The sequence below is a fragment of the Indibacter alkaliphilus LW1 genome, assembly GCF_000295935.2.
Taxonomy (GTDB): Bacteria; Bacteroidota; Bacteroidia; order Cytophagales; family Cyclobacteriaceae; genus Indibacter; species Indibacter alkaliphilus.
This window is the reverse complement of the sequence record NZ_ALWO02000037.1, coordinates 1-17,508: the sequence shown is the minus strand read 5'-3', so window position 1 is coordinate 17,508 and position 17,508 is coordinate 1. Positions and strand designations below refer to the sequence as shown.

At 37.7% G+C, this 17,508-nt stretch carries 8 protein-coding genes and 1 CRISPR repeat array; of the genes, 4 read left to right on the top strand and 4 right to left on the bottom strand.

The window, feature by feature from the left end; genetic code table 11:
• The 4 genes from A33Q_RS12565 to A33Q_RS12550 all read right to left on the bottom strand — a co-directional run bounded on the left by A33Q_RS12565 (position 1) and on the right by A33Q_RS12550 (position 9,938).
• On the bottom strand, positions 1–3,684 hold the full coding sequence (locus tag A33Q_RS12565) for a PAS domain-containing protein (RefSeq protein ID WP_009035790.1): 3,684 nt from the start codon (positions 3,682–3,684) through the stop codon (positions 1–3).
• Between the two features lie 163 nt (positions 3,685–3,847).
• On the bottom strand, positions 3,848–4,930 hold the full coding sequence (locus tag A33Q_RS12560; RefSeq protein WP_009035789.1) for a Gfo/Idh/MocA family protein: 1,083 nt from the start codon (positions 4,928–4,930) through the stop codon (positions 3,848–3,850).
• 8 nt (positions 4,931–4,938) lie between these two features.
• Positions 4,939–9,297, bottom strand: coding sequence for a PAS domain-containing protein (locus A33Q_RS21580; RefSeq protein ID WP_009035788.1), 4,359 nt, complete (start codon positions 9,295–9,297; stop codon positions 4,939–4,941).
• A 59-nt stretch (positions 9,298–9,356) separates the two neighbouring features.
• A complete protein-coding gene (locus A33Q_RS12550) occupies positions 9,357–9,938 on the bottom strand; it encodes a peptidylprolyl isomerase (protein ID WP_009035787.1) in 582 nt (193 codons plus the stop codon).
• Between the two features lie 261 nt (positions 9,939–10,199).
• Between A33Q_RS12550 and cas9 the strand changes: the two genes are divergently transcribed.
• From cas9 to cas2, 4 genes are all read left to right on the top strand, one after another.
• The gene (cas9, locus tag A33Q_RS12545; RefSeq protein WP_009035786.1) at positions 10,200–14,264 is read left to right on the top strand and encodes a type II CRISPR RNA-guided endonuclease Cas9; all 4,065 of its coding nucleotides are present in this window, start codon (positions 10,200–10,202) and stop codon (positions 14,262–14,264) included.
• Positions 14,265–14,583: 319 nt separating this feature from the next.
• Positions 14,584–15,174, top strand: a complete 591-nt coding sequence (locus A33Q_RS12540) for a transposase (protein WP_009035784.1) — start codon at positions 14,584–14,586, stop codon at positions 15,172–15,174.
• 80 nt (positions 15,175–15,254) lie between these two features.
• Positions 15,255–16,151 (top strand): type II CRISPR-associated endonuclease Cas1, encoded by an 897-nt coding sequence (gene cas1 / locus A33Q_RS12535; RefSeq protein WP_009035783.1) that lies wholly within the window; start codon positions 15,255–15,257, stop codon positions 16,149–16,151.
• Entirely contained in the window at positions 16,144–16,491 is a 348-nt protein-coding gene (gene cas2 / locus A33Q_RS12530; RefSeq protein WP_009035782.1) for a CRISPR-associated endonuclease Cas2, read from the top strand. The genes cas1 and cas2 overlap by 8 nt, the downstream gene beginning before the upstream one ends.
• Before the next feature lie 128 nt (positions 16,492–16,619).
• Positions 16,620–17,502: direct repeats of the CRISPR family, unit length 46 nt; unit sequence GCTGTGATTCCCTTGGGAAGATATCAATTTGAAAGCAATTCACAAC.
• Positions 17,503–17,508 lie beyond the last annotated feature (6 nt).

Sequence of the window (17,508 nt, the reverse complement as noted above, 5' to 3'; positions counted from 1 at the left end):
TTAATTTTTGTGCTTTTTCGGTACTGTGAAATGGAATATACTTCCTTGATCAGGACTCGATTCTACCCAAATCTTTCCACCCAGGTTTTCAATGATTTTTTTACAAATAGCCAGTCCTATTCCAGTGCCTGAATATTTTTCCTTCCCATGCAACCTTTGAAAGATAATGAAAATTTTCTTGTGATACTCTTCAGCAATTCCAAGCCCGTTGTCAGCGACTTCAAAATGCCAGATATCTCCTTCTTCATAGGTTTTGATTTCTACTATAGGATCTCTATCCTCACTCTTGTATTTGAGCGCATTAGAAATTAAATTTTGAAGAACCTGCCTGATATTCGGTCTTTGTGATTTGATCGTAGGAAGGCTAGACCAAATTAGCTTTGCCTTGTTTTCTTCAATATTAGTTTGGAAAAGAGAAGTGATTTCTTCCAAAAGCAAATTCAAATTGATTGACTCGCTGGGGATGTGAATCCTGCCTACCCTGGAATACTCCAATAGATCCAGAATGATTGATTTCATTCTCATAGCGCCCTCAACTGCAAACCGGATATATTGTACTCCCTTGTCATCGAGTTGCTCAGCATATTTTCTTTCTATCATGGAAAGGAAGCTCGTAATCATCCGCAAGGGCTCCTGTAGATCATGTGAGGCGACATAGGCAAACTGTTCCAGTTCTTTGTTTGACATTCCCAGTTCATGATTGCTTTGTTGCAGCTTTTCATTCAATGCTTTTAAAGACTCCAAGTTCTGCGCTCTTTCTATAGCCACTTCTATATTGGAAGTGAGGGTTTTCAGGAATGAAATCTCTTCATCTGACCAAAATCTTTCTTGTTTGCAATAATCAAAACCGATGTATCCAAAAAAATCTTTTCGGATAAAAATGGGAAATTGAATAATCGATTTGATATTTTGTTCTGAAAGTATTTTCAGAAGAGGTCCTGAAGTATTTTTTGAGTTAGTTACAAAAGGCTCTTTCTTATAGGCTTTAGTCAAAAATTCAGGAAAATCATCAAGGGATAATTTTTGATAATCGGGATTTTCCAATTCTGAACTTACCTCTGGATCATTCCATTCAACAAGCTGTCGGGTCATCAATTTTCCGGATTCAGCATCTGTGTAGTTCTTAAAGAAATAGACCCTGTCTGCGCCTATAGCTTTCCCAATCAATTCCAAACATTCCTCCAAAGCTTTTAACCAGTCCTGATTGAAAAGCAAAAGCTTGACTACCGAGGTAATTGTTTCCAAAAGTTTGGTTTTATAAAGTAGGGACTTTTCATAATCCTTATTTTCTGTAATGTCTCTGGAAATGCCGACCAGCCCGAAAACCTTACCCTCAGGATCTTTCAATGGAAGCTTTGAAGTGCTCAGGATTCTTACCTGCCCATGACCATCGATTATAGGCTCTTCTCTGTTAAGGACCGGTTCTTTATGCTTCATGACCTTCAGGTCATCAGCATGGAAAAGTTCTGCAAAATCACTTGGAAATAAATCGAAGACGGTTTTGCCTATTGTTTCTGACTCTTGCTCTTTTCCGATCAATTGAACATTTGCTTTGTTGTTGATCAGGTGCTTGAAATCTTTGTCCTTTACATAGATGTAATCGGGGATGTTGTCTATGAGGGTTCTCAGGAGATTTCTTTCTTGGGCAATAAGTTCCTCTGTTCTCTTCTGCTCACTGATGTCCTGCAGTGCTCCCACCATTCTGACTGGTTTGCCTTTATCATTTCTCAGAATGATTGTTTTTTCTTTGACGAAAGCATACTCACCACAGTATTTTTTAAACCGGTATTCCCCTTCCCATTTTGAAACACTTTTATCTTTTCTTGCTGCTGTTATGCTTTTTACAATTGCAATTCTATCCTCCGGATGAATGGCATGTTCCCAGGCGTCTTGTGTCACGTAATTGGTTTCAAGAGGGTACCCAAACAAAGTTTTGTAGCCATTTCCCCAAAAAATGGTTTCAGATTCCAAATTCCAGTCCCAGATAGCATCGGATACCGCATGGGTAGCATACAAAAAGCGCTCATTGATTTTTTCCAGTTCTTTTTCTGCTTTGTATTTTTCGGTTTCATCAATTACTGTTGAGATCATCAGTCCCTGGTCATAAACCGGGATGTTTTTAGCAGTGACTATTTTCTTTTTCCCCTCTTTAGTGGTGATTTCTATACCTGACCAATTCATCTTTTCAGGAATTCCACTTTCAACATCTGCAAGGATTCTTTCCTGGAGCTGCTTTCTATAAACAGGGTCAGGATATACTTTTTCAAAAAAAGATGGAATATTATTCAGATCTTCCATAGGCCAACCGTAAATCTCGGCAAATTTTTTATTCATCAAAGTGACTTGGCCTGAATCAATAGAATTGACAGCGATGCCAATCGGGAGGTTGTCAATCGTGGTTTGAATAAAATGATTTCTTTGTTTGAGGTCTTCTGTGGTTTTTTTGATTTCTGTAATATCCTGGAGCGCACCGACCATTCTTTCTATTTTACCTTTGGAGTTTCTTACTCCGTAGCCTTTATCAATGACAGTAGCATAGCTGCCATCGGACTTTTTGAACCTGTATTCCCCCTGCCAAAACTCATCCTTGGATTTGAAAAAATTATTCATGCTTTCTCTAACAAAGCTCTCATCTTCAGGGTGTATAAACCCTCCGAAATCATCTAAATTGACCGAACTGCTTGAAATATGATAGCCAAATTGGGAGCGAAGCCCTTCACCCCAAAAAATGGATCCATTGACCAAGTCCCAATCGTAAATGATTTCAGAAGTGGCTTTGCTGACCAAGTGGTACCGCTTGAGCAATTCTTTGAGTCCTTGCCTTAAAACCTCCTCTTCTGTGACATCCTGTATGGTCCCTTTGTATTTTTCAGTTTTACTATGCTGATCATATTTTAGAGAACCTTTTTCCTTAATCCATTTGGTATTTCCTTCTGAGGTGATGATACGGTATTTGAAATCAGCATTGATTTCACCTGACAAAGCTTTTTTTAATACCAATTGGAAGTTTTTGCGGTCGTCCGGATGGATACTTTGCCAAAGTTTGATCTTACCTGGCTTACTTTTTTCAGGATCCATCTCCCAAATATGATATACTTCTTCAGACCAAAATAACTCCTCTGTGGCAGGATCAAATTCGAAATAGCCTACTTTGGCTATCTTCTGAGCATCATTAAGTTTTTGTTCCGTTTCTTTTTGCTTTTCGATTTGGGATTTGGTGGATGAAATGTCCTCTGTGGTTACCAAAACTTCTTTCAAACTGTCCTCAAAACCTGGTACAACTTTCCACCTTACGTAAATTTCCCTGACACTGCCGTCCATTGACATCATTTTGGACTCCATTTCCATGGAATGCTTTCCCTGCGTGATGCCCACTATTTGTTCCAAAAAAGCAGCACCGGTTTCGGGAAGGATAAGCTTATGAAAACTTTCTAAAAGTTCTTGCTTACTATTAGCTTTATGTAATTCTAAGCAGGCTAGATTGAAATTGAGAATGCGCAATTTACTGATGCAGGCATTTATAATTTCCGGGGATTTCAAAAGTTTATTTCTTACTGAATTTTCAGACTTCCCCATCAAGTCCAACTCATCAAGGTAATTTTTGATTTCCGAAAAATCTTCTTCCCAAATTGGAATAGGGGCAACATCAAATATGGCCTTATATTTTGAGTTTTCGGATAGCATGTTGTGTAGAGAATGTGAGGATTACTGTGGTGAATTCTTCCTAAAATTCTTACTTTAACTAAAAATAAGGAAACTAATTATACAAAGCCAAATAATAACTGTTAAATCAAAACATTATTTTTTTTCTCAAACTGGAAAATTTCTAATAGATAATTTTAGAAAGTCATAACTTCACAATATTCCCTGTTTTTACTGATTCATCACAAGCAAAAGCAATTTTCAGGCTGTTGACTGCATCACTTAAGTGGTCAGTCAAATCAATGTTTTCCTGAATAGCCTTTAGGAAATATTCTTGTTCCCTGTTGCATAGTTCCTGATGGTCAGGTTCATCTTTCATATCAATCCATTCGTCTTTTTTCAGGAATTGATTTTCTGAATCAATCGCTGCATGGTGTATTTTGATACTTTCGGTCTTTGTATGTGAATCCACATCATCTGATTTGCCCATACCTCCGGCATTTTTGGCTACGATGGAAACTGCACCTTTTGGACCAAAAACATCCTTGATAAAAAATGCATTGTCACTGATCATGGGTCCCCAGCCGGCTTCATACCAGCCAACCGATCCATCCTCAAAGCGAATCTGCAATTGACCGTAGTTGTAATTGTCAGAGGCAATCTCATCCGTCAATCTTGCGCCTATAGCTGAAACCGTAAGGGGCTTCGAACGGGTCATCTGACACATTACGTCAATATAATGCACGCCACAATCCACTATTGGACTGAGACTTTGCATGAGGTTTTTATGCACGTTCCACATGTAGCCTTTGCTCTGCTGATTGAGGTTCATGCGCATCACCAAGGGTTTCCCAAGTTTTTGGGCTTCAAAAATAAACTTCTCCCAAGAAGGGTGATGTCTTAGAATATATCCGACCACTACTTTTTTACCGGTCTTCTTGGCTGCTTCCACAATTTTTTCAGAGCCTGAGACTGTATCTGCCAATGGTTTTTCAATAAATACATGGCAGCCTGCTTTTAAGGCCTTCAAGGCGTAAGGCTCATGGGTATCCGGATAAGTAGATATGCAAACTGCATCCGGCTTGGTGGTTTTCAATGCTTCTTCATAATCAGCAAACAAAGGATAAGAAGCGCCTAGTTTTAGATTGAGCTCTACCTTGCTGTTTCCTCGTGCTACAAGACCACAGATTTCAAACTCTTTCATGGAGTGGTAGGCAGCAGCATGAGAGGCTCCCATGTTTCCACATCCTACTACCAAAATCTTAAGTGGCTTATCTGATTTGCTCATATGTTTTTTCAGCTATTGATGATACTGATTTCATTTTCAATGATTATTGCCAGCTTATCCCATTCTTCCTTCACTTCTGCAACCAAAGCATTCAAGCTTTCCAGATCAGCTTCTTTAGCTCTCATTTCCAAATCTCCTGTAATTTCGGCCAATATGTCAAAGCCCATAGATTGGGAAGCCCCTCGGATATAATGTGCGTTCGCTTGAATTTCGTCCAGCCTCGATTGCTTAAGATGATCTATATTTTCATATACTTTCGAAGAGAGGTCTTTGGAAGTAATTAGAAGCTCTTTGAGTAAAGGGATATTGTTGTCAATAAGCTTAAGGAGCTTTCCTTTATTGAAGCTGATCAATCCTTTACCCTTGCTTTCCAGGGCATCTAGATTTTCAGCAGTATTTTCCAAACAATTCAGGTGTTTTTCCAAGACTGCTTTGAGGGAATTTGGCTGTATAGGTTTGGTCAGAAAGTCATCCATTCCAGCCTTAAAACATTTTTCCCTTTCCTCACTCAGAGCACCTGCAGTAAGTGCCACAATGGGAGTTTTTATGTTGTTTTCAGCTTCGTAATTTCGTATTTTCTGAGTTGCCGTCAGCCCATCCATTTCTGGCATCTGAACGTCCATAAAGATCAGGTCAACTTTGTTTTCCTTATATTTCTCAAGGGCTATTTTTCCATTGCTGCATTCAATGACTTTAACCTTGTTTAGAATATTGTTCAATAAGGTTTTCAATAGCAGCATATTCATGCTGATATCCTCTGCCACCAGAATGGTGAATTCTCCTTCAATCTTAGAATCTGTTCTATTTGATGGCTGAGATGGGACAGGAGTATTTTTCTCTGTCTCTCGGTAGCTTTGAAGAATACTGAAGACTTGCTTTAATTTCAACGGCTTGATGAGGGTCTGTTTGATTCCCAGTGGTTTTAATCGGTCTGCAAGTTCCTTTTCATCTGAATAATAACTCATCAAAAATACCGGCAGTTTTTCTTCGCTGAGCCCCAAATCATTTCTGATTTTTCCGGTCACATCAAGGCCATTGACATAAGGCATGTGATAATCTATCAGGGCCATTTCAATATCAGAATGTTCCTTTAATATTTTGAAGGCTTCCAGGCCGTTTGAGGCCAGATAAGTTTTAACCTGCCAGAGAGAAAACTGCGAAGCAAGAACTTCAGCAACGTTTCTGTTGTCATCTAGGACAAGCACTTTACTAAATGGAAGACTTGGTTCAAGAGGTTTATTGGTCGGAATTAATATTTTTGAATTTATTTGGAAGAAGAAGGTAGAACCTTTGCCTTCTTTACTTTCAATCTGAATTTTGCCTCCCATTTTTTCGGCAAGCAAATTGGAAATGGTAAGGCCAAGTCCCGTACCTCCGAATTTCCTTGTGGTAGAATTGTCTGCCTGGGAAAAAGCTTTGAATAATTTTTTCTGCTGGGATTCTGTTATGCCTATTCCTGTATCAATAACTGAGAAGGTTAAGTCTATTTCCTGATTTTCCTTGGTTTGAAAATCTACCTTAAGAATAACATGGCCTTTTTCTGTGAATTTTATGGCATTGTTGAGCAGATTGATCAGAATCTGTCTGAGTCTAAAAGGATCTAACAGGACTGATTCTGGGATATTTGGATTGATATCCAAGATCACTTCCAGATTTTTTTGTCCTGCAGGATATTTGATAATATCCATGGTCTCATACAGAAGCTGGTGGAGATCTGTTTCAATCAGTTCCAAATCCAGTTTACCAGCCTCAATCTTGGAGAAATCCAGGATGTCATTGATCAGGTTCAAAAGGGATTTTCCTGCCGTATTTGCATTTTCTGCATATTGCTTCTGTATATGACTTAGCTCTGTCTTGAGCAAAATATCCGTAAAGCCTATGACACCATTGAGGGGAGTTCTGATTTCATGGCTCATATTGGCAAGAAATTCAGATTTTGATTTGCTGGCAGCATTGGCCCTCTCGGTCTCCGCAATCAGTTGACTTTCAAACTGTTTGTCTTTGGTGATATCTGTCATTTTGATATCAAGCCTTACTGGGGCATCATGGTCATCAAATATGATTTTGCCCAAAGTATATACCCATCGGGTGCTCCCGTCTGTTTTTATAATTCTGAATTCCTTTTCAAAGGATTTGAGATCATCTACTTGCTTCCTGACCTCTTCGACAACAGTTACGTCTTCTGGGTGAATAAATTTTAACCAGAAATCAGCATTCTCCATACCTTCATCCGGTTCAAGACCAAAAAAATCCTTGATGGATGGTGTGACAAAAAGAACCCGTTTTGTTGGTAATTTAACAGCCCAAACCACATCTTCCATTTCTGAAAGTATGCTTTCAAGTTGTTGTTTGGTTTTAACCAATTCTGAAGTTTTTTTCCTGATGTCATTGATGTCCTGCATCGTACCATAAAGACGGATGCATTGTCCCATCTTGTATTCTCCTTTTGCAATCAATCTCACCCATTTCTCCCGACCTTGGGCATCAATGATGATCAATTCCTGATCTAAACTTTTTCCCTTCTTGATTAATTGGTCGAAGCCCTCTCTTACTTTGTTTCTGTTGAATCCTTTTTTGAAAAACTGAAGGCTGTTTTCCACAGAAAGCTCAAAATCCGGATTCACACCATGAATTTCCTTCATTACATTGGACCAATTGACTTTTTTGTCCAAAAGATCTACTTCCCAAGCACCTACAGAAGCGGTTCTACTGGCTTGCTCCAATATTTCTTTGGTTTTTTCCAATTCTAATTGGATTTCCTTTCTCGCTGTGATGTCCGAAACTCTTCCGGCTACTTTTTTTTCCTGTTTTTTTTGATTGGATACAGGAAAAGCCTTTTCATTGAGCCAGCGGATCTGATTGTCGATGTTCACTCTGAACTCAATGTTGTATGCTTCTCCATTGTGGAGCTTATCAGTGCCTTCGCGGCAGATCGAACGGTCCTCCTCAAGGACATAGGTATCGGTAAAGCTCTTGCCACTTTGGAAAAAATCCATACCAACACCTAGGATTTTCTCGCTGTTAGGGCTTAAATATTCGTATTTGTTCTTCAATACATCATAGACATAATAGGCGTCATCCACGGTTTCGGCTATCATTTGAAGGCGTTCTTCGGTAGCTTTGAGTGCTTTTTCTACTTTTATACTCTCTGTAATATCTACTGAATTGGTTACAATGATATCCCTGATGCCTCCAAAATCTGCTACAGAATTGTCATAAGCCCAGTACTTGTTGATGCCGTTTTTGGATTTCAGGCGAAGGATTCCCTTATGCCGACCTACTTTTTTCATTTCCTCAAAGTAAAGGTCAATCATAAACTGATCGTAGTCATTGATAAACTGCCGGAGGTTTTTACCGATCACCTCATCTAATTCATATCCAAGAGAATTCGATGCAGCCTCATTGATCTTTAGAATTTTTCCATTAAAATCATGTATACAGATCAGACCTTGTGAGTTGTCAAAGATATTTCTGAAAAGTACCTCTTCATTTTTAGTAGCTGATATATCCAAAAGAATACCGTCCAGGTAGTATTCCTGAGCTACTTGGTCCAGGAATACTTTTCCCCTTTCATCTATCCATTTAATTAACCCTGAGCTGTGGACTATTCTGTATTGAAGCTGCCAAGGTTTTTTTTCCTTGATCGCTTTTTCTTTTACGCTCAGCACCTTTTCCAGGTCTTCTTTATGAATAAGGTTGATAAATGATTGGTTAGGGTTATCCAAAAAATCTTTTAGTGAATAGCCTGTTATTTTTTCAAATCCATCAGTCAGGAAAACAAAAGTTTGATTTGGGTCATTTTTACATCTATAGGGGCTTCCATGGGTGTTTTCCAAAAGAGATTTATAGTATGCTTGGTTTCTTTTGAGTTCGGAATTTCTTTTTCTGAGTTCCAAAAGCCTCATGACTTGGGTACTCAATGCTCTTAGGGTTTTTTTCTGTTCTTCAGAAAGCGTCTTTTGTTCATCATCAGCCACACAAAGGGTTCCCAATGCATAGCCATCTTCGGAAATAAGCGGATAAGAAGCGTAGTATTTGATGCCCAGTTCGGTCCAGGCAGGATGGGAAGACATGTTGGGATCGGTAGCACTGTCTTGAACTTCATAAAAATCATCCGGAGATTGGATGGCAAGGGCGCAGACCGAGTGCGAGATAGGGGTTTCTTTGACAGTCAGACCATAAGCAGACTTAAACCACTGTCGCTCTTTGTCTACCAATGTCACTGTAGCGTATTTGGTTCCGCAGATCTGAGCAGCCATAGCTGTGATGAAGTCGAAGTCGCTTTCTCCGTCTGTATCTAAAATCCGGTAGGAATAAAGGTTTTTTAACCGCTCCTCCTCATTGTAAATTTTCTTTGGCTCGCTCATCGTAAAAGAACTCTGGCTGACAAACTAATGAAATTAAATGAAAAGTTGTCAAATAAATATCATGTATTTCCTTTCTTTAAATCAATAATTTCCTGCGACGTCATGTAGGTTATTTTGATGTCTAAGGTTATCGCTATTAAAGGTTGGTTTTGCTCTGTTTTGGGAACTTGAACAATCTGATCTACAATTTCCATTCCTTGGATCACATGACCGAAAACAGTGTAGTCTCCATCGAGCCGATGAAGTCCGTTTTTGTTTTGGACGATATAGAATTGGCATCTAGCAGAGAGCTTGTCAACATTATCATCCCTACCTGCCCCAACAGCTCCATAAACATGAGTGAGTGTGGGGTGAAATTCCGGTTCTAAGAGATATTCGGGATCATTGAATCCTTCGGGAGTATCCGGGCAGCCACCCTGTGCCACAAAATCAGGGATGACCCTGTTGAAAGTCAAAGAATCCCAATAACCGGCTTCAGCCAATTGGACAAAGCTTTCCTGGTGATTTGGCGTCAGGTCTGAAAACTCAATAAAGATTTTCCCCAAGGGTGTTTCGATGAGTCCTACAGGGATTTTGTCCTGAGCAGGACTATACAATGGTATAAGCGTGCAAAAAGCGATGATCAAAAAGAGATTTTTCATAAAATGGGATTTTGGGTGAATTTATTAAAAAAATGTGACAGCGTATGTCAATCGATAAAAATCCCCTGTACAGGGGATTTTTTAAGTAAATAAATAGGGGTATAATGGGATTTCTTAGGGTAGGGGAGAAAAAGACGACCCCGAAAGATCAAATCCATCGGGGCCCTCTTAAATGTTTTCACAACGGAATAATCCTTATTGTGAATTGCTTCAAATTGATGACGCTAATATAGATTTTAAACTTTAAACTTTTATAAAAATATGAAAAAGATTTTGGGATTGGATTTGGGGACTACTTCAATTGGTTGGGCTTTTATCAAAGAACCTGAAAAAGATGTGGTTGGAAGTGAAATTGTTGATATGGGAGTAAGGATAGTACCTCTCAGTTCTGATGAAGAAAATGACTTTGCTAAGGGGAATACTATATCAATTAATGCAGATAGGACTCTTAAAAGAGGAGCCAGAAGAAACTTACAACGATTCAAGCAAAGGAGAAATGCACTTCTTGAAACCTTTAAAGAAAAGAATTTAATTCCTTCAAACTTCCAATATGCTGAGGACGGTCCATCTTCTACTTTTTCAACATTGAAGTTGAGAGATAAAGCAGCGAAAGAAAAAATAGAGCTCGATGATTTTGTGAAAGTCCTATTGCAAATCAATAAAAAAAGAGGCTATAAAAGCAGTAGAAAGGCAATGTCCGAAGAGGATGAAGGAACGGCTATTGATAGCATGGGTATAGCTAAGGAGTTATATGAAAATGATCTAACACCTGGACAGTGGGTCTATGAAGCTTTGAAAAATGGTAGAAAAAATGTCCCTGATTTTTATAGATCTGACCTTCAGGAAGAATTTAAGAAAATTGTGAATTACCAATCTGAATTCTATCCAGATATTTTGAATACATCTTTTGTTGAAGATTGGATGGGAAAAGCTAGTACTCCTACAAAGCAATATTTCAATAAACGAGGAGTTCAATTAGCCGAAAATAAAGGAAAACGGGAAGAAAGAAGATTACAAGAATATAAATGGAGAGCTGAAGCAGTAAACTTTAAAATAGATCTTTCGGAAATCGCATTAATTCTTTCCCAAATTAATTCTCAAATATCCAATTCCAGTGGCTATTTAGGTGCTATTAGTGATAGAAGTAAGGAGTTATACTTCAAAAATTTAACTGTTGGTCAATATCTGTATCAGCAAGTCAAAAAGAATCCCCATACAAGATTGAAAGGACAGGTATTTTATAGACAGGATTATTTGGATGAATTCGAAAAAATTTGGAGTGTACAGTCAAGTTTTTATCCTCAATTAAATGATGAATTAAAACAGGAGGTTAGGGATGTTACTATTTTCTTTCAGCGCCGACTTAAATCTCAAAAGCACTTGATTAGCAATTGTGAGTTTGAAGAACACCATAAAGTTGTACCTAAATCACATCCTATCTTTCAGGAGTTTAGGATATGGCAAAATCTCAATAATTTAACTTTGATAAAAAAAGATAACCTAAATGAGAAATGTGAATTAGCATTAGAGGATAAAACTGCTCTAGCAAATGAATTAGCTTTCAAAAAGGAATTAAGTGTAAAGGATGCTTTGAAAGTATTAGGTTTAAAACCTAGCGATTGGGAATTCAATTTTACAAAAATAGAAGGTAATCGTACTAATCATGCTTTTTTTGAGGCGTTTGCAAAAATCATTGAATTAGAAGATGGTGAGCCAATAGATTTGGGTAATTTAAAAGCTGATGATATTTTGGATCAGTTTTCTGAAGCTTTTTTGAGAATTGGCATAGATACAGAATTACTTCAAGTAAATAGTGATATCGAGGGGGCAGAATATGAAAAGCAGTCCTACATTCAATTTTGGCATTTATTATATAGCTCTGAGGATGATCAGAAATTAAAGCAAAATTTGATCAGAAAGTTTGGTTTCAAACCTGAACATGCAAAAATTTTGGCAAGTATTAGTCTTCAAGATGATCACGCTTCCTTAAGTAGTAGGGCAATAAAAAAAATATTACCACATCTTCAATCTGGGCTTATTTACGACAAGGCTTGTACCTATGCAGGATATAATCATTCTTCTTCATTTACAAAAGATGAAAATGAAAAGAGGGAGTTGAGAGCAGAGTTGGAATTATTAAAAAAGAATTCTTTAAGAAATCCTGTCGTAGAGAAGATTCTTAATCAGATGATAAATGTGGTAAATGCCATTTTAAAAGATCCAAATCTAGGTAGGCCAGATGAAATAAGAGTTGAAATGGCTCGCGAGCTAAAGGCAAATGCTGAGCAACGGAAAAATATGACTTCCAATATTGCATCAGCAACTCGAGACCATGAAAAATATAGAGAAATACTCAAAAAAGAGTTTGGGCTGAAAAGAGTTACTAAAAACGATTTGTTACGCTACAAGCTTTGGCTTGAAACAGATGGGATATCTCTTTATACTGGTAAACCAATTGAGGCAAGTAAGCTTTTTTCCAAGGAATATGATATTGAGCATATTATTCCTAAGGCAAGATTATTTGATGACTCTTTTTCTAACAAAACTATTTGTGAAAGGCAGCTAAATATTGATAAAGCAAATGTTACGGCATTTAGTTTTCTTCAAAATAAACTTTCTGCTGATGAATTTGAGCAATATCAATCTCGGGTGAAATCACTTTATGGGAAATTGAGTAAGGCCAAAATTCAAAAGCTTTTGATGGCCAATGATAAAATCCCAGAGGATTTTATTGCTAGACAGCTTCAAGAAACCCGCTATATCAGTAAAAAGGCGAAGGAAATACTCTTTGAGATAACAATGAGAGTTTCAGTTACTACAGGAACTATTACCGATAAACTAAGGGAAGATTGGGGATTGGTAGAGATCATGAAAGAGCTGAATTGGGAAAAGTATGATAAGTTAGGTTTGACCTATACAATTGAAGGGAAACATGGTGAAAGATTAAATAAAATTAAAGATTGGAATAAAAGGAATGATCACCGCCACCATGCGATGGATGCACTAACGGTTGCTTTAACAAAACCAGCATACATTCAATATCTCAATAATTTGAATGCTAAAGCGATAGGTAACAAAAAAGGCACAGAGATTTTCGCAATAGAACAAAAGTATCTTAAAAGAGAAAATGGAAAACTTTGTTTTATTCCTCCAATAGAAAATATTCGGGCTGAGGCAAAAAAGCACCTTTCAAAGATCTTGGTATCTTACAAGGCAAAAAATAAAGTTGTTACAATTAATAAGAATAAAACCAAGAAGAAAGCAGGTTTTAATGAACAGACTGCATTAACACCAAGAGGTCAACTACATAAGGAAACAGTTTACGGGAAGTCCTTTCACTACAGTACAAAATTTGAAAAAATTGGTGCTTCTTTTGATGCTCAGAAAATTAATACTGTTGCCAAGAAAGAAGAAAGGGAAGCCCTTTTGAAAAGGCTAGCTGAAAATGGGAATGACCCAAAAAAAGCTTTTACCGGAAAAAATTCCTTGAATAAAATGCCAATTTATTTGGATCTGGGGAAAAATATCAAGCTATCTGAAAAAGTTAAAACTGTTGTGCTCGAGCAAAATTACACCATCAGAAAAAATATTGATCCGGATTTGAAGGTGGATAAAGTTATTGATGTTGGTATAAAAAGAATATTAGAAAGCCGATTGGAAGAGTTTGGAGGTAATGCTAAGCTTGCATTTTCAAATCTTGAAGAAAATCCTATCTGGCTAAACAAGGAGAAAGGTATTCCTATAAAAAGAGTCAAGATTTCAGGTGTTAGCAATGTAGAATCACTTCATGTGAAGAAAGATCATTTCGGAGAAAAAATTTTAGATGAGGAAGGAAATGAAATACCAGTTGATTTTGTCAGTACAGGTAATAATCATCATGTAGCAATTTACGAGGATGAAGATGGGAATTTACAAGATGAAGTAGTTAATTTTTATGAAGCCGTAATTAGAAGAAATCAAGGGGAATCAATAATTAAGTATAGGCATGAAGAAGGTTGGAATTTTTTGTATTCAATTAAACAAAACGAGTTTTTTGTTTTTCCATCCCAAGATTTTAATCCTAATGATTTTGATTTATTGGATCCTAAAAATTATGATTTGATTAGTCCAAATCTTTATAGAGCTCAAAAGTTTTCTAAAGTTATGTATGGAAACTCAGCAGTTAGAGATTATGTATTTCGGCATCACCTTGAAACTGTACTTAATGATGTAAAAGAGCTTAAAGATGTTGCTTATAAACAATTGAAAAGTCTTCAATATTTAAATGGAATAAAAAAAGTTAGATTAAACCATTTAGGACAGATTATTCAAGTTGGAGAGTATTAAAAAATGGAGCTAGGTCAATCCTATCATATCTTCAATCACGCCAACCGAATGGAGAATATCTTTCGAGAAGAGGAGAGTTATAGGTTCATTTTTCAACTTTTCCAAAGTTCTAAAACTTTGGAAAAGTTCTCCTTTAAACTAGTCGTTAAAAAATTAAACTTATGGAGCTAGGCCAATCCTACCCTATCTTTAATCACGCCAACGGAATGGAGAATATCTTTCGTGAAGAAGAGAATTATAGGTTCTTTTTTCAACTTTTCCAAAGTTCTAAAACTTTGGACAAGCTATCTTTTAAATTACTCGTTCAAAAATTAAATGTATGGAGCTAGGGCAATCCTATCATATCTACAATCACGCCAATGGAATGGAGAATATATTTCGTGAAGAAGAGAACTATAGGTTTTTCCTGCAGCAATATTCAAAATATTTAAGTGGGGTGGTAGATACTTATGCCTATTGCTTGATGCCGAATCATTTTCATTTGTTGGTGGGGGTGAAGCAGACTTCAGACCTGTCAGGTTTTCAAAACCTGACAGGTCTGATCCAGCATCCATCCAAAAATCCAGCAATTAAAGGTTTTACAAATTTTTTCAATTCTTATACAAAGGCAATCAATAAGCGGTTTGATAGAAAAGGAAATTTATTTATTCGAGCTTTCAAAAGAACCCCAATCCTAGACGAACGCCAATGGCAAGAAAATTTCCTATATATCCACCTCAACCCCGTGAAGCATGGCTTTGTCAAAGATCATCGAGATTGGAAGTGGTCTAGTTGGCATGCCTATCAGAATCTCAACAAGCCTTCAAATCTGGACAGAGCCTATTTTAACAATTTCTTTGACAGCTGGGAGCATGTGAGAAATATGATGGAAGTGAAAAAAGAATTATTGATGAATAAGGATTTGGAGTAGACAAGGTTAGACCTGACAGGTTTTAGAAACCTTTCAGGTCTTGAGGTCTTGAAAATTGCCAAGTCTTTAAATTTTAAAACATGATCAAAAGAACCCTCTTCTTCGGTAACCCTGCCTACCTCAGCACCAAAAACGAGCAGCTGCATATCAGTTTTCCTGAAGCGGATAAGGTTGATAGGACAGTTCCTATTGAAGACTTGGGGATGATTGTACTGGAAAATCAGCAAATAACTATCACGAATGGTTTATTAGCCAAACTTACCGATAGAAAAGTAGCAGTTGTCTCTTGCAATGCCCAACACCTGCCGGAAGGTCTACTGTTACCGATGCAGGGGCATTCAGAGCAAACAGAGCGGGTCCGTTATCAATTGGAAGCTTCTCAGCCTCTCAAAAAAAATCTTTGGCAACAGACCGTATCCGCAAAAATTAAAAATCAATATGCGCTTTTACATGAAAAAGGGAAGGAGTCCAAACGGATGGAGTATCTATATAAAAATGTTAGTTCCGGAGATTCCGGTAATCATGAAGCTCAGGCAGCGGCGATTTATTGGCAGAAATTGTTTGACATTCCTGATTTCAATAGAGGTCAGCTGGGTATTCCCCCAAATAATTTATTGAATTATGGCTACGCCATTTTAAGAGCGGTGATAGCAAGGGCCTTGGTTTCTTCAGGGATGCTTCCTGGAGTGGGGATTTGGCACCGAAACAAATACAATGCATACTGCTTGGCAGATGATATCATGGAACCATACAGGCCTTATGTGGATTTGGTGGTATCCCATATCGTAGAGACTCAGGATGAATATTCAGAGTTGACTACCGAACTGAAGAAGGAACTGTTAAGTATCCCTGCTTTGGATGTGAAGATAGATGGTCAAAAAAGTCCGTTGATGGTAGCGGCATCAAGGACGACTTCCTCCTTGTTTGAGTGTTTTTCCGGAATCAGTCGAAAAATCATTTACCCTGAATATGGATGAAAAATATTTTTCAAGACTTAATCAATATAGGAGTTTGTGGGTGCTAGTCTTTTTTGATTTGCCCACTGAAACCCGAAAGGATAGGAAAATAGCCACTTCTTTCCGTAAAAAACTATTGGATGATGGTTTTGCCATGTTTCAGTTTTCCATCTATATGCGGTTTTGCGCAAGTAGAGAAAACGCAGATGTTCATATTAAGCGTACTAAAAAGAACCTTCCTCCTAAGGGGAAGGTTGGAATCATGTCCATAACCGATAAACAGTTTGGAATGATGGAGGTATTTTTTGGAACAAGTAAGCAGGAGACAGAACCTCCTTCACAACAGTTGGAGTTGTTTTGAAAGTATTTAGACCTGACAGGTTTTCAAAACCTGTCAGGTCTGACTCAATTTCGCATTTTAAAAGCAATATTTTTATTTTCTAATTTCAATCATAAAAAACAGCATACCAGCCACTTAAGGTGGGGTATGCTGTGATTCCCTTGGGAAGATATCAATTTGAAAGCAATTCACAACCGCATCCGTGATGAGGATGTCTATTTCAGTGCTGTGATTCCCTTGGGAAGATATCAATTTGAAAGCAATTCACAACGGAACTTCCCTGCTTCTCTGAGCTTGTTGGGCTGTGATTCCCTTGGGAAGATATCAATTTGAAAGCAATTCACAACATCTTGGAGGGGTCATAATCCACCCCGTCAGCTGTGATTCCCTTGGGAAGATATCAATTTGAAAGCAATTCACAACCTCCGCTTCCTGCCTGTCTTTAAGCTTATGGCTGTGATTCCCTTGGGAAGATATCAATTTGAAAGCAATTCACAACAATATAATTTTAGTGTTATCACTCCAACGTGCTGTGATTCCCTTGGGAAGATATCAATTTGAAAGCAATTCACAACTGTCCAGCTCGGCATTGATGTATTCTTCTTGCTGTGATTCCCTTGGGAAGATATCAATTTGAAAGCAATTCACAACACCAGGTATTTCCAATGCAAAAGGAAATCCGCTGTGATTCCCTTGGGAAGATATCAATTTTGAAAGCAATTCACAACATCGAATTGTCGAACAGGCCATAAAGGACTGCTGTGATTCCCTTGGGAAGATATCAATTTGAAAGCAATTCACAACGTGCCCTGGGGTGATGGTGACACAGGCGATGCTGTGATTCCCTTGGGAAGATATCAATTTGAAAGCAATTCACAACTTAGTGGTAATGTAGGAATATCACTAACAGGCTGTGATTCCCTTGGGAAGATATCAATTTGAAAGCAATTCACAACCAATTGGTCATTGTAGATAACATCGTCAGCGCTGTGATTCCCTTGGGAAGATATCAATTTGAAAGCAATTCACAACGGATCA

What these genes read in the sequence shown, in the direction of transcription:
- A33Q_RS12565 (WP_009035790.1), bottom strand. Translation starts at nt 3,684, where the DNA reads ATGCTATCCGAAAACTCAAAATATAAGGCCATATTTGATGTTGCCCCT.
- cas9 (WP_009035786.1), top strand. Translation starts at nt 10,200, where the DNA reads ATGAAAAAGATTTTGGGATTGGATTTGGGGACTACTTCAATTGGTTGG.
- cas2 (WP_009035782.1), top strand. Translation starts at nt 16,144, where the DNA reads ATGGATGAAAAATATTTTTCAAGACTTAATCAATATAGGAGTTTGTGG.
- A33Q_RS12560 (WP_009035789.1), bottom strand. Translation starts at nt 4,930, where the DNA reads ATGAGCAAATCAGATAAGCCACTTAAGATTTTGGTAGTAGGATGTGGA.
- A33Q_RS21580 (WP_009035788.1), bottom strand. Translation starts at nt 9,297, where the DNA reads ATGAGCGAGCCAAAGAAAATTTACAATGAGGAGGAGCGGTTAAAAAAC.
- A33Q_RS12540 (WP_009035784.1), top strand. Translation starts at nt 14,584, where the DNA reads ATGGAGCTAGGGCAATCCTATCATATCTACAATCACGCCAATGGAATG.
- cas1 (WP_009035783.1), top strand. Translation starts at nt 15,255, where the DNA reads ATGATCAAAAGAACCCTCTTCTTCGGTAACCCTGCCTACCTCAGCACC.
- A33Q_RS12550 (WP_009035787.1), bottom strand. Translation starts at nt 9,938, where the DNA reads ATGAAAAATCTCTTTTTGATCATCGCTTTTTGCACGCTTATACCATTG.